This window comes from Gardnerella sp. KA01002, from assembly GCF_049244015.1.
GTDB lineage: Bacteria > Actinomycetota > Actinomycetes > Actinomycetales > Bifidobacteriaceae > Bifidobacterium > Bifidobacterium vaginale.
The window spans coordinates 919,292-932,582 of the sequence record NZ_CP058365.1 but is presented as its reverse complement, the minus strand read 5'-3'; the positions used below and the strand labels follow the sequence as shown (position 1 = coordinate 932,582).

General features: G+C 42.0%; 11 protein-coding genes. 9 read left to right on the top strand and 2 right to left on the bottom strand.

Annotated features, from left to right (window positions below; genetic code table 11):
- Window positions 1-14 precede the first annotated feature (14 nt).
- Window positions 15-1,778 carry a glycoside hydrolase family 13 protein gene (locus HXT60_RS03655; protein WP_004117717.1) on the top strand — a complete coding sequence of 588 codons (1,764 nt, stop codon included), beginning with the start codon at window positions 15-17 and terminating at the stop codon, window positions 1,776-1,778.
- Window positions 1,779-1,872: 94 nt separating this feature from the next.
- Here HXT60_RS03655 and pdxT read toward each other — a convergent pair whose 3' ends face one another.
- Entirely contained in the window at window positions 1,873-2,466 is a 594-nt protein-coding gene (pdxT, locus tag HXT60_RS03650) for a pyridoxal 5'-phosphate synthase glutaminase subunit PdxT (protein WP_410309869.1), read from the bottom strand.
- 15 nt (window positions 2,467-2,481) lie between these two features.
- Entirely contained in the window at window positions 2,482-3,315 is an 834-nt protein-coding gene (gene pdxS, locus HXT60_RS03645; protein ID WP_042711222.1) for a pyridoxal 5'-phosphate synthase lyase subunit PdxS, read from the bottom strand.
- Between the two features lie 520 nt (window positions 3,316-3,835).
- Here pdxS and HXT60_RS03640 point away from each other — a divergent pair.
- The 8 genes from HXT60_RS03640 (at window position 3,836) to HXT60_RS03605 (ending at window position 13,267) form a co-directional block, all read left to right on the top strand.
- On the top strand, window positions 3,836-5,518 hold the full coding sequence (locus HXT60_RS03640) for an ABC transporter substrate-binding protein (protein ID WP_065189691.1): 1,683 nt from the start codon (window positions 3,836-3,838) through the stop codon (window positions 5,516-5,518).
- 164 nt (window positions 5,519-5,682) lie between these two features.
- Window positions 5,683-6,651 carry an ABC transporter permease gene (locus HXT60_RS03635; RefSeq protein WP_004138287.1) on the top strand — a complete coding sequence of 323 codons (969 nt, stop codon included), beginning with the start codon at window positions 5,683-5,685 and terminating at the stop codon, window positions 6,649-6,651.
- A gap of 8 nt (window positions 6,652-6,659) precedes the next feature.
- Entirely contained in the window at window positions 6,660-7,505 is an 846-nt protein-coding gene (locus HXT60_RS03630; protein WP_004114945.1) for an ABC transporter permease, read from the top strand.
- Entirely contained in the window at window positions 7,495-9,168 is a 1,674-nt protein-coding gene (locus HXT60_RS03625; RefSeq protein WP_421790767.1) for an ABC transporter ATP-binding protein, read from the top strand. Before HXT60_RS03630 ends, HXT60_RS03625 begins: the two co-directional genes overlap by 11 nt.
- 182 nt (window positions 9,169-9,350) lie before the next feature.
- On the top strand, window positions 9,351-9,851 hold the full coding sequence (locus HXT60_RS03620; RefSeq protein ID WP_421790765.1) for an S-ribosylhomocysteine lyase: 501 nt from the start codon (window positions 9,351-9,353) through the stop codon (window positions 9,849-9,851).
- A gap of 60 nt (window positions 9,852-9,911) precedes the next feature.
- Window positions 9,912-10,457, top strand: coding sequence for a GNAT family protein (locus HXT60_RS03615; RefSeq protein ID WP_013399624.1), 546 nt, complete (start codon window positions 9,912-9,914; stop codon window positions 10,455-10,457).
- A gap of 126 nt (window positions 10,458-10,583) precedes the next feature.
- On the top strand, window positions 10,584-11,939 hold the full coding sequence (alr, locus tag HXT60_RS03610) for an alanine racemase (protein ID WP_421790763.1): 1,356 nt from the start codon (window positions 10,584-10,586) through the stop codon (window positions 11,937-11,939).
- Window positions 11,940-11,983: 44 nt separating this feature from the next.
- Window positions 11,984-13,267, top strand: coding sequence for a deoxyguanosinetriphosphate triphosphohydrolase (locus tag HXT60_RS03605; protein ID WP_174191137.1), 1,284 nt, complete (start codon window positions 11,984-11,986; stop codon window positions 13,265-13,267).
- Window positions 13,268-13,291 lie beyond the last annotated feature (24 nt).

Here is a 13,291-nt window from a genome sequence, read left to right as displayed (position 1 = left end):
GAAAGGAAATGTAAATGATAAATCGTCATGCAATATTGCACCGACCACTTTCACAATACGCGTATTCTACGGCAGAATATTGTTTAACAATTCGCTTGCGTGCGGCAAAGAATAATCTTTGTTCATGCGTTTTGCATTACGGAAATCGCGTCGATTTGACTCCGTTAGATCAGTTCTGCACGCTGAAAATGGAAAAGATTGCAAGCGACGATTACTTTGACTACTATGAAGCAAACATAAGCAGCGATTTAGATAGAGTTTGTTATTACTTTGAGATGCAAGATGCGGATGAGCGCTTGTATTTGTACGCCGATACTATTGCGACTGATTTTCCAGAAGATCGTACAGAAGTCTACCAGTTCCCATTTATTCGCCGCGAGGAGATTAGCGACGTTCCTAATTGGCTTAAAGAGGCTGTTGTTTATAACATTTTCCCAGATAGTTTTGCAGATTCTAAACGTGGCATAAGTTGCGAGGCAAAAGATTATTTTGATGAGAAAACTGGCCAAACTTTACACACTCGTTTAGGTGGAACCATTAGAGGAATAATCGAAAATCTTGATTATATTGAGGATTTGGGCTTTAATTGCTTGTATTTAAATCCTATTTTTAAAGCTGCAGAATACCATCGTTACGATCTTCTTGACTACTACCATGTTTGCCCTAATTTAGGAACGGACGACGATTTTAGGGAGCTTGTTAGCGAGGTTCATAATCGCGGCATGCACATAATTATTGACGGCGTTTTTAATCATTCTAGTTGGTATTTCTTCGCGTTTGACGATGTTGTTAAAAATGGCGAAAATTCGCGATACAAGGATTGGTTCTATGGATTAAAGTTCCCTGTTAAGCGCCCCGAAGATGGTAAGCGCCCAAGCTACACGTGTTTTGCGTATGAGCGTAAAATGCCAAAGCTCAATACTTCTAATCCCGAAGTTCGCGACTATTTTATGGACGTTTGCCGCTATTGGCTTGAAGATTTTGATGTTGACGGTTGGCGTTTGGATGTTGCGAATGAAGTTGATAAAGACTTTTGGCGTGCCTTCCGCTCTGTTGCTAAAAAGACTAAAAAAGATAGTGTGCTAATTGCTGAGATTTGGGAGAATTCTGAGCGTTGGCTACAAGGAGACATGTTTGACTCCACTATGAACTACGAATTCCGCAAAGTTTGCCGCGATTTCTTTGCTTTTGGCAAGATTAATGCGCGCGAGTTTAATAGTCGATTTGTAGATATGCTTTTAAGATACCCATTCCCGATTGTTCAAGGTCAATTGAATTTGCTTGATAGCCATGACGTTAGTCGCTTTAGAAGCTTGTGTGCTCAAAGCTCTTCGGAAGCTTGCGACTTTTCTACGGCAGATAAGCGATTCCGCTTGGCTGAGCTTTGTTTGCTTACATCTGTTGGAGCCCCAAGCGTGTTCTATGGTGATGAGCTTGGTGTAATTGGTTTTGAAGAGTGTGATTATCGAGCGCCTATGCCTTGGTCAAATCCTGTCAGCGATAATCGTGATTTATTCCGCGAACTTATAAAATTGCGTAAAAATAACGATTGCTTTATTCATGGTAATTTTAGAGTTCTTGACTATGATGAGCGCGGAAAGTTTGTGTTTGCGCGAGAAACTGACTCTAAGCGTGTTGTTGTAGCTTTAAATGCGTTTAATGAATCTAACGATTCGTTTAGTGCTTTGCCTGATTGTAAGCCGATTATTAGCTACAATTATGATGCTCAAAATCAATCTCTTGGAGCTTTTGGATACGCGATTTTTGAAGTAAAATAGCGATTTATTAGCGATTTTACTGGCGATTTAATCAATAAAAGTGGCACTTAATCAAGTTATTTAAGTGCCACTTTAATTTACAAACGCAAGATATCTATAAGCTTAAGAAAAGCTGGTGTATTCTAGTGTCTTCATCAAGCTCTGGGTGGAAAGCTGTTCCGATTTGATTTCCTTGGCGCGAGGCAACAACGTTTCCATCTACTGTTGCAAGAGTTTCGGCATTAGGACCGACTTGCACAATATAAGGCGCGCGAATAAATGTCATCGGCACTTTTCCAAGATTTCCAAACTCAGATTCGTAGTGGAAGCTTCCAAGCTGGCGGCCGTAAGCGTTGCGCTTAACTGTAACGTCTAGCGTGCCAAATCCGCTAACTTCGTTACCTTCCACGTTTTTTGCGAGCAAAATCAAGCCTGCACAAGTGCCAAGAACTGGCATTCCGCTTGCAATCCTCTCACGCAAAGGCTCGAGCATATTTTGCTCTTTGAGAAGCTTCGATTGCACAGTGCTTTCGCCGCCTGGTAAAACAAGGCGGTCAAAAGACTGCTCCAAGTCGCGCGCTTGACGAAGCTCAATAACGTGTGCGCCTAATTTTTCAAGCATTAAGCGATGTTCAAGAAAAGCACCTTGAACAGCTAAAACTGCTACAGTATGCGAGCAATTATTTGTATTGATAGGTGAGTTTGCCAAAATAATTCGCCTCAATTACTCGCCGCGATTTGCCATTAAAAGCTTGATTTCCTGCTCGTTAATACCAACCATCGCTTCGCCCAAATTCTCGGAAAGCTTAGCAATCATCTTAGCGTCTTTGTAATTAGTCACAGCCTTAACTATTGCAGCAGCGCGCTTTGCTGGGTCGCCAGACTTAAAGATGCCAGAGCCAACAAAAACGCCTTCAGCACCAAGCTGCATCATTAAAGCAGCGTCTGCAGGGGTTGCAACACCGCCAGCTGCAAAGTTTACAACAGGAAGCTTGCCGTTTTGTGCAACGTACTTTACAAGATCGAAAGGCACGCGCAAAGTCTTAGCTTCCTCAAAAAGCTCATCTTCGCGCATGCTTGTAAGCTTGCGTATTGCGGAATTCATCATGCGCATGTGGCGCACAGCTTGAATAACATCTCCAGTTCCAGGCTCGCCCTTTGTGCGAATCATGGAAGCACCCTCGTTAATCCTGCGCAAAGCTTCTCCCAAATCTTTTGCACCGCAAACAAATGGAACTGCAAAATCGCGCTTGTTAATGTGGTAAACGTCGTCTGCTGGGCTAAGCACTTCGCTTTCGTCAATGTAATCAATCTCAATAGCCTCAAGCACCTGCGCTTCAACAAAGTGACCAATACGGCATTTTGCCATAACAGGAATAGACACAGCTTCTTGAATGCCGTGAATCATAGCTGGGTCGCTCATTCTAGAAACTCCGCCAGCCGCGCGAATATCGGCAGGAATACGCTCCAACGCCATTACAGCGCAAGCTCCAGAATCTTCAGCAATTCGCGCCTGCTCCGGAGTAGTAACATCCATAATCACGCCGCCCTTAAGCATTTGTGCAAGCTGGCGATTTAGAGCAGTGCGGTCTTGGCTGCCGTTATTTTGCGGATCCGAGGATTCGTTTACTGTTACCGTAGTATTCAAGTTCTCTGCCATTATTCCTCGCTTTTTACTAAACCTATTAAACGCATTTTTATGTTGTACATTGTTATACTACACATTTTCATGCATCTATTAAACGTATGTATTTTGTTAATATGCAAGCTAGCGTGATTCTAATCTTTTTAGGATTTTGCGCACGTTTGCAAGTTTACGTCTGTTGGCATTTAACCACATTCGTAGGATATATGGTAATAAAATAGGCTTAAAATATATGAAAAATCATGCAAATATGCAATGTGTTGTTTAGACTCACCGCATCTTCGTTTGACTTGTGAATCGGATACGATTGTGTTTGCCGTTGACTTTATGGTTGCGAAAGTTGCAGCTAGATAAAGCGACGAGCTGTAAAACAGAATAAATATAAATTAAATATAAATAATGTATCTAATTACAATCCAGAAAGGTTTGTTGAATGGATAACAAAGAACCCAAAGATGGCGCGTACAATAACGACGCGACCGATAAATTCTATGGGCAAGAAAACGCAGAGCAATCGCAATTTAGTTCTAGTACAGATGATTCGCTTAACGCTGCGTCTAAAAGGGGATATAAAACTAATAAGCGTGGTTTAGGAAAATTCTGGCTTGTTTCTGTAGCAATCGTAGTAATTGCAGTGGTTAGCGCTATTATTGCAACGTTTACAGGTCCACAAAAAAATCCCGCAAGTCAAACATCTTCTACACAAGTATCAAATAAAACTGTGTCAATTGGACTAAAACTTGCTCCTACAAATCTCGATATTCGCAATCAATCTGGCTCTTCCTTGGAACAGTTATTGATTGGAAACGTGTATGAAGGTCTTGTAGCTAGAAATACTAAAAATCAGGTTGTTCCATCCCTTGCAAAGAGTTGGGAAATAAGCAAAGATGGCTTAAAGTATACATTCCACATGCGTAAGGGAGTCGTGTTTTCTAACAAGCACAGGCTTACTGCAAAAGACGCTGAGTGGTCTTTTAACGAGCTTGTTGCAAAGAAATATCGCGGATCAAACATGGTTGGAAAAGTTGAATCCGCTAAAGCTAAAGATGATTACACGTTTGAAATCAAGCTTAAAGAGCCAAACGCAAAGCTTTTGTGGGCGTTGTGCTCTAGAGCTGGCTTAGTCTTCGATAAGCTTGCGAATTATGATGCTAAAACTCAAGCTGTTGGATCTGGCCCGTATTTGGTAGAAAAGTTTGTGCCGAATGACCGTGTTGTGTTAAAGGCAAATCCGTGCTACAAAGGTATTAATAAGCCTAGAACATCAAAAGTTGTTGTTCGCTATTTTGTGGATGATGTTGCTGCTGTAGATGCGCTTTCTTCTGGAGCTGTTCAAGCTTTGGCGCCTATTTCAGGTCAGCTTGCTAAGACTTTTAAAGCGGATGCAAAGCGCTATGTTGTTAAAGCTGGAAACAGTACCGATAAATTTGTGCTTGCTATGAACATGAATGGTGAGCGGACTAAAGATAAGCGCGTGCGCCAAGCGATTCGATATGCTATTGACCATAAGCAGATTATTGCTTCACGCGGCGGTACGGATGCTTTGCTTGGCGGACCGATTCCTTCTCTTGACCCAGGATATGAGGATTTGACTAATATTTACACTCATGATGTTAAGCGCGCTAAGTCATTGATGAAGGAGGCTGGTTTCAGCGAATCAAATCCTTTGCATCTTTCGCTTACATACCCGAATATTTATGGAACGCAACTTGGTGACCAGTTGAGGTCTCAGCTAAAGAAGATTGGCATTGATCTGAAGGTAAACATTGTAGAATTTACTACTTGGCTTCACGACGTTTATAACAATAAAAACTACGATTTGTCTATGGTAGACCACAATGAAAGCCATGATTTTGGACAATGGGCAGATCCTAAATATTACTATGGTTACAACAATAAGCAGGTTCAGGATTTGTATGCTAAGGCAATGCTTTGCGCGAATACTAAGGAGTCTAATAAGCTTCTTGCTAAGGCTGCGAGAATTGTTAGCAAGGATGCTCCTGCAGATTGGTTGCTTAATTATAAGGTTGTTACAGCTAAGGTAAAGAATCTTGAAGGCATGCCTTTTGATATTAATCAAGTTCTTTTGCCGCTATACAACTTGCGACTTAGCTGATTTGCTCTAGATTTCCTGATTTTGTAGCTTTAATCGACGTTTCGAGCAACAAAAAGCGCAAATAGCTCTCGCGATTATCCTCGCGAGCGATTTACCGAAAATGTTGCTCAAACTAGCTCGTAAAGCTACAAAATCGGGAACATTAGATTAAGTAAGGGGTTTGTATGAAGCGCATGATTCTTCGACGCATCACGTTGTTTTTTGTAGCGCTGCTATTTATTTCTGCAATCGTATTTCTTGCTCTTAGAGTTTTACCTGGAGACGTTGCTCAAGTTATGGCTGGCTTAAACGCGCCAGATGGAAAAGTTGAGCAATTAAGACGCGATTTAGGATTAAACAAGCCCCTTTTCGTTCAATATTTAGAGTGGATTTTTGGCGTTTTTAGAGGCGACTTTGGTGTTTCAATGCTCACTGGTCGCTCCGTTGCATCCACTATTGCTATGCGTGCTAGTATAACTTTTCCACTTATTTTCCTTGGACTTTTAATTGCGCTCGCAATTGGTATTCCTCTTGGATGCTTGCAAGTTTTGCATTCTGGCAAGGCTTCGCAAGTAGTCGCAAGGTTTTGTGCTATTACAGCAGGATCTGTCCCAGCTCTTTGGGGTGGAATGATTTTAATCATGATTTTTGGCAAGGGCATTGGTTTGGTGGAGCTTTTCCCTACTCAAGGTTTTCCAACAGATGGTTGGCGTGATTTTGGTAGTGCGTTTTTGTCTTTGATTCTTCCAGCGCTAACAGTTGGCATTATTGTTGGATCTGGTTTTATGCGTTACACTGCAGCATCATTAGAACAGATTTCTAATAGTGACATTGCATTGCAAGCCATGGCTTGTGGAATGACTAAAAAGCAAATGATTTGGAGAGTAGGCTTGCGATTAGCGTTGCCGCAGCTTGTGTCTGTAATCGGCTTGACTTTTGCGCACATGATTATGGGCGTAATGGTTATTGAAAATCTGTTTTCGCTTCCTGGAATGGGTATGGGTCTTGTGCGCGATGTTGGTTTGCGAGATCTTATATCTGTTCAAGGCAATCTTTTTATGCTTTCTGCATTGTTCTTGCTTGTTGGATTTGCGATTGATGTATTGCATCGTTTGCTGGATTCAAGACTTAGCCAAGATTCAAGTGGGGAGTGATTCAAGCAATGATTAAGTTTTTAAGCCGCATTTGGCGCGGAATTATTGGAAAATTTGTTTGCATTATTTTGTGCTTGTGGATTTTTGTAGCTGCGCTTTCCTTTGTGTGGACGCCTTATTCTCTTCTAGAAACAAACGGATACCAGGTATGGCAAAAGCCTTCGCTAAAGCATTGGCTTGGCACAGATGGCACGGGTGCAGATATGCTTAGTTGGCTTATGGCTGGTTCTAGAGTAGAGATTTTGCTTGTTATTTCAACAATTGTGATTGCAAGCGTTGTTGGGTTTGTGATTTTAAGCTTTACGATTTGCCGTGTTCAAAAAATTCGTTCCGTAAGCATTATGGCAGTAGATGCTTTAATTTCCATTCCAACGGTTTTGATTGCGCTTATGCTTGCTGTGCCTCTTGGAGCGTCCGTTCTTGTAATCATGCTTGCATGCGGATTCGGCTACGGCTTAAATCTTGCGCGTATTTTACGTCCAAGTGCTGTTCTTGTTCTTAAGTCTAACTATGTTGATTGCGCGATTTCTAATGGCGCTAGCAGAAGTTACGTTTTGCTAAAGCATGTTCTTCCTAATATTTTGCCAATTGCTTCCGTTCAGCTTTCGCTTTCTGCAGGAACTGTTATTTTAGCGGAAAGCGGATTGACTTATCTAGGTGTTGGTGTTCCTTCGGGAGTGCCGAGCTGGGGTCGTGTTCTTTCTACTTCGGTTACTTTGATTCACGTTTATCCGCTTGCGGCTCTCTGGCCTGGTCTTGTTGTTACTTTAACAGTTTTGGCTCTTAATCTTTTTGGTGATGTTTTAAGAAGTGTTACAAATCCAGCAAATAGGGAGTCTAAGAATGAGTCTTGATATAAAAGGATTATCTCTTAGCATTGGATCTTCGCGCATTTTAAGTGATGTTTCACTTAACGTTAAAGATGGTGAGCGCGTTGGGTTAGTTGGATCTTCTGGCTCTGGTAAATCAATGCTTTTAAGAGCTGCGATTGGCCTAGTTCCGTCTAATTGCAAAATCACTGGCTCTTGCCATGTTGGCAATGCTCAAACTGTTGGCGCTAACGATTCTGCGCTTGCAAACATTCGTGGCAAGTATGTTGGCGTTGTTTTTCAGCAGGCGGATCGTGCTCTTAACCCCGTTATGAGTGTTAGCGAGCAAATCGCATTACCTCTTAGGCTTCATTACAATTTAGACGAAGACGATATTCAAAATCGCGTTAAAGTTATGCTTGAAAAAGTTGGTTTAGGCGCGAATATTTTGAATAAGCGCACTTTTGAGCTTTCGGGCGGGCAAATGCAACGAGTTGGAATTGCTACAGCGCTTATAACTTGCCCTAAGTTGATTCTTGCAGACGAGCCGACTACTGCTCTTGATTCTGTTACGCAAAAAGATGTTGTAAATATGCTCACTTCTTTAGTTGATAATATGGGCGCTTCAATGCTTTTTGTTACTCACGATTTTTCGGTACTTTCTCGCGCTGCTACTCGTTGCTATGTTTTGGATTCTGGTCGATTAGTCGATAGTGCGCGTGTTGGTGAATTGCTAGAAAATCCTAAGGTGCGCTCTACTAAACAGCTTGTTCTTGCGGCGCGCGCTTTAAGTCTTAGTAAAAATGATTTAAGTTTAGATAATAATGATCTAAGCCTTGACTGTAAAAGCGATTTAAATAAGAATGATTCTTCTAAAGATGATTGCATTTTTAAAGCTAAAAACGTTCACGTTGTTTTAGGAAGTTCAAAGACGCGCGTTGAAGCATTAAAAGGAGTTGATTTTAATCTTAGAGTTGGCGAATCTTTAGCGCTAATTGGCGGATCTGGAAGTGGTAAAACAACTTTGATTCGTTCTTTGCTTGGATTGCAAGAAATAAGCGAAGGAAGAATAGAGTATTGCGGCAAAGTTGTTGAAACTGCTAAAAATGCTAAAAAATCAAGTTTAAAAGATTCTGCTTACGTAAATATGAGAAGACAATGTTCGCTTGTATTTCAGCATCCTTTTGCAGCTTTAGACCCGCGTTGGACAGTTAGAAAAAGTGTTTCTGAGCCGCTTGAAATATGGCGTAAAAACATGAGTTCTGATTCAAATACTGTTGATTCAAATACTGTTGATTCACATGTTATTGATTCTAAAGTAGATGATGTTTTGAATTTAGTTGGATTAAGTCCTAATGTTTTTAGCAAAAGATACCCTTGCGAGCTTTCTGGCGGACAAGCTCAATGCGTTGCGATTGCGCGCGCGCTAATCAATAATCCTAGAGTTTTGGTTGCAGATGAGCCAATGAGCGCAATCGATGTTGCTGAGCGCACAAGAATTTTAGATGCTTTTAATGTGATTCGTGCAAATCGCCCTAATATGGCGTGCATATTCGTTAGCCACGATCTTGGTATGATTCAGCATTTGGCGTCTAGTGTTGTTGTTCTAAAAGATGGCGTTGTTGTTGAATCTGGGAATGTAAGTCAAATTTTAACTAATCCAAAACATAGCTACACGCGTGAACTTATTGATGCTGCTACTTTGTAAGTCTGTATCGGTAAGTCTTGCAAGTTTGTAAGTAATAAGCTTTGTAAGTCAATAAAAAATATCTTTTAAATTCGCGTTTATGTGTGTTTGGCAAGAATAGCGTCTAATATTATTTAGTAATCGTTATTTATGCATATTTACGCATACATTTTGCGCATGTATTACAAGTTAGGAAAGATAAAATGAGCGAAAATCAAAACAATCAGCCGACTCCTCGTCCAGAAAGCTTTGAGCTTGATCACACTAAAGTTAAAGCTCCATATGTTCGCTATATTGACACTCAAAAAGGCCCGAATGGAGACGTTATTTCTAACTACGATATTCGCTTAACTCAGCCTAACCAAGAGGCTATTCCTACGGGCGCTTTGCATACGATTGAGCATACGATTGCTGTTCTTTTGCGTCAGCGCATTGAAGGTTACATTGATTGCTCTCCATTTGGTTGCCGTACAGGATTCCACCTTTTAACTTGGGGCACTCATAGCACGGAAGATGTTGCGCGCGCGTTGAAGGAATCGCTTGAATTTATTGCGTACAAAGCTACTTGGGAAGATGTTCCAGCTACAACTATTGAGTCTTGCGGAAACTACCGCGATCATAGTTTGTTTGGAGCGCGTCAATGGTGCAAAGATATTTTAGACAAGGGCATTAGCTCCAATCCTTTTGAGCGTAAGATTGTGTGACTTGTTGCGTTCGCTTGTGTAATACTGTAGAATCGCCATATTCTAAGCATAGGGGGGTGTATGTGTGAAATAAGATTGAGGAAAGCAACTCTTAGCGATCTAAAAGATATTGAAAATATTTATGAGAGAGCAAGAGTATTTATGGCAAATAATGGCAATCCTCATCAATGGGGAGATCGTTTTCCTCTAACATCTAGTGTTATAGAAGATATTCGTTTGAACCGTTTTAATCTTCTTGTAGACACGGACCCAGACTTTGGCAATGAGCGCATTTTGGCGCAATTTGCACTGTGCGAGGGCCTTGATGAAGTCTACGCAAAGATTGACGGAGCGTGGCTAGATGACGTTTTGCCATACGTTACAATCCATAGACTTGCATCTTCGGGAGTCAAGCCAAAAATGGCAAGAGAGTGTTTAAAATGGGCTAAGCTCAACTACTCTAATGTTAGAATCGACACTCATCCCGACAACTTGATTATGCAAAAAGTTATTTTGCGAGAAGGCTTTAGCAAGTGTGGTCTTGTTGTGATTCCAGATCGCGCGCATAGTGCAACTAGAATCGCGTATCAATGGTTGCGCTCGCATAATCATGTAATACGGTATTAGCGGTATTTGCTGTATTTGCAGTATTAAAATGTAAGTCAAAATTAGTTGCAGATATAGTAGACAAAAAATAAATATAAAAGTAAAAATTAAACATAAAGCTAAAAACTAAAAGTAAAGGCGTGAGATATGTGTAAAAATTCGAGTATACAAGCGATTTTGCAAGAAAACTACGCTCGCGCCTTAAGTACATACCCGGGTCAGGTAATCGTTGATTTAAAAGCGCTCAGGGATAATATGCGAACGCTGATTGAGCGTGTTTCTAAAGATTTGCAGCCTGGGCAAAAGTCGCCAGCAGTTATGGGAGTTGTTAAAGCAGACGCTTATGGTCACGGGCTTATTCCTAGTGCGCTCGCAGCTCTAGCAGGAGGAGCAACTTGGCTTGGCACAGCTCAACCTTACGAGGCTTTGCGACTTCGCGCGTCTGGAATTGATTCAAGCAGATGCCGTATTCTTACGTGGCTTACTAGCGCTCCAACGTCTCTTTTTGCTGATTTAATAAACGCGGATATTGATATTTCTGTTGGCTCGCTTGATTCTATTGATGCTGTTGCGCTCGCTGCTAAATCGGTTGGCGCCGCTGCGCGCGTACACGTTAAGGTAGATACGGGATTTGGCAGAAACGGTTTTACGCCTGCAGGTTTTAGTGATGCTCTAGAAAAACTTAGTGAATATTCTAGTCAGGGATTAATCGAAGTTATTGGGCAATGGAGTCACTTAGCTGTTGCTGATTGCCCAGACGTTCCAGAGTTTGTGGCATCTACAGATAGGCAAATTGAGCAATTCCACGATTTTACTCGCAGAATGCGCGAAGCTGGGTTGGAGCCTAAAATCCGACATTTAGCTAATACGGCTGCAACTCTTAACAGACCAGAGATACGATTTGAGCTTGTTCGCCCAGGAATTGGATTGTACGGATACGAGCCAGACCCCGTTATGGGAGCGCCTCAAACTTACGACTTGCGTCCAGCTATGACTTTACAAGCGCAATTAGGAACAGTTAAATCTGTAGAAGCAGGTCACGGCATTTCGTACGGCCGCACGTATTTAACGCCAGACAATACAAGCACAGCAATCGTTCCACTCGGCTATGCGGATGGCATTTTGCGCGCCGCTAGCGGATACGATATGCAAGGATCTCGGCATGTTAATAAGCCTGGAGGACCAGTGCGCGTAGAAACTAATAACGGTGCTAGGATTTTGCATGTTTCGGGGCGCGTTTGCATGGATCAATTTATTGTTGACTTAAAAGGCAGTGCTAAAGAGCTTGGGGTTAAAGAAGGAGATACAGTCAGGCTTTTTGGGTCAGGCAGAGGTATTGAATATGCGGAGCCGACGGCAGACGATTGGGCGGCGGCTGCAGGAACAATAAGCTACGAGATTATGACTGGGATTGGCCCTAGAGTTCCTCGATTGTATAAGAATGCTTACGAAGTTTTGCCTAAAAAAGACATAAAAATGTTGGATGAAAAAAGCTTAATCTAAATATTTTGTGATTTGCGGCTTGCGATTAGTTGAAGAGGTTTTTAATGTGTAACGATGTGATTGCTTCCGATAACGAAGTTGTTGGCGAATACAGCTTGCACGATACTGAGAGATGGGCTAGCGAGCCTCACCACACGCGCGCTCGCACTCCGTTTGAACGAGACAGAGCCAGAATAATCCACTCTTCAGCGCTTAGAAGACTCGGCGCTAAAAGCCAAGTGCTTGTAGCAGGCTCCGACGATTTTGCTCGAACGCGCTTAACGCACACGTTGGAAGTTGCGCAAATTGGTCGCCAGATTGCTTCGATGCTTGGCGCGGATCCAGATGTTGTAGATTGCGCTTGCTTAGCTCACGACTTAGGTCATCCTCCTTTTGGTCATAATGGCGAGCGCGCGCTTGCTCAAATCGCCAGCAATATTGGTGGTTTTGAAGGAAATGCTCAAACTCTTAGACTTTTAACGCGTTTAGAGCCTAAAGTTTTTAGAGAAAATGGCGCTAGTGCAGGCGTAAACCTTACGCGTGCAAGCTTGGATGCTGCTGTTAAATATCCTTGGGGTTTTGATGAAGCAAAAGCGCACGATAAAGGCGAGCGTGACTTAAAATTCTGCGTTTACCCAGACGATAGGGAAGTTTTTGATTGGCTAAAGTCTGGCTCTCCTCGCGAATTAAAGCCTATGGAATGCCAGATTATGGATCTTTCCGATGATATTGCATATAGTGTTCACGATATTGAAGACGCGATTGTGACTGGCGCTTTTAATACGGAGCTTGTTTGGGATTCAAGCGTTGCGGATCAAGTTGTTCAAGAAGCTCATAATTGGTATGGTAGCCAGTGGGATGCGGATAGTCTTTTGGCGGCTTTTAAGCGTTTGCGTGCTCTTAACATGTTCCCTGATTCTTATGACGGTTCTAGAAGGTCGCTTGCGCATTTAAAGAATATTACTAGTGCTTTAATTGGCAGGTTTGCAAGCTCAGTTGAGAGAGCAACTCGAGAAAAATATGGGAGCGGTGCTTTGATTCGCTACCGCGCAAATGTTGTTATTCCACCAGAAACATCTTACGAGATAATCGTTCTTAAAAGCTTGGCTGTGCATTTTATAATCCAACCTAGAGAGCGCGAGTTTTATAAGCGTGAGCAAAAGATTCTAACAGATTTGGTTGAAGTTTTTATGAGCAAGTCTCCAAGAGCGCACGATGCTATGGAATCTGTGTTTATAAGTGATTGGAATACTTGCTCTAGCGAAGACGAGCGTTTAAGAGTTGCGATTGATCAAGTTGCAAGTCTTACAGATGGTTCTGCTACAGCTCTTCATGCCGCTTTGTGCTAAATTTGCGCTTTTTTCGTAGAGTGT

Bases quoted from the DNA above. Each gene is read 5' to 3' on its own strand.
- HXT60_RS03655 (WP_004117717.1), top strand. From the start codon at position 15: ATGATAAATCGTCATGCAATATTGCACCGACCACTTTCACAATACGCG.
- HXT60_RS03615 (WP_013399624.1), top strand. From the start codon at position 9,912: ATGTGTGAAATAAGATTGAGGAAAGCAACTCTTAGCGATCTAAAAGAT.
- alr (WP_421790763.1), top strand. From the start codon at position 10,584: ATGTGTAAAAATTCGAGTATACAAGCGATTTTGCAAGAAAACTACGCT.
- HXT60_RS03640 (WP_065189691.1), top strand. From the start codon at position 3,836: ATGGATAACAAAGAACCCAAAGATGGCGCGTACAATAACGACGCGACC.
- HXT60_RS03620 (WP_421790765.1), top strand. From the start codon at position 9,351: ATGAGCGAAAATCAAAACAATCAGCCGACTCCTCGTCCAGAAAGCTTT.
- HXT60_RS03630 (WP_004114945.1), top strand. From the start codon at position 6,660: ATGATTAAGTTTTTAAGCCGCATTTGGCGCGGAATTATTGGAAAATTT.
- HXT60_RS03625 (WP_421790767.1), top strand. From the start codon at position 7,495: ATGAGTCTTGATATAAAAGGATTATCTCTTAGCATTGGATCTTCGCGC.
- pdxS (WP_042711222.1), bottom strand. From the start codon at position 3,315: ATGCTTAAGGGCGGCGTGATTATGGATGTTACTACTCCGGAGCAGGCG.
- HXT60_RS03605 (WP_174191137.1), top strand. From the start codon at position 11,984: ATGTGTAACGATGTGATTGCTTCCGATAACGAAGTTGTTGGCGAATAC.
- HXT60_RS03635 (WP_004138287.1), top strand. From the start codon at position 5,683: ATGAAGCGCATGATTCTTCGACGCATCACGTTGTTTTTTGTAGCGCTG.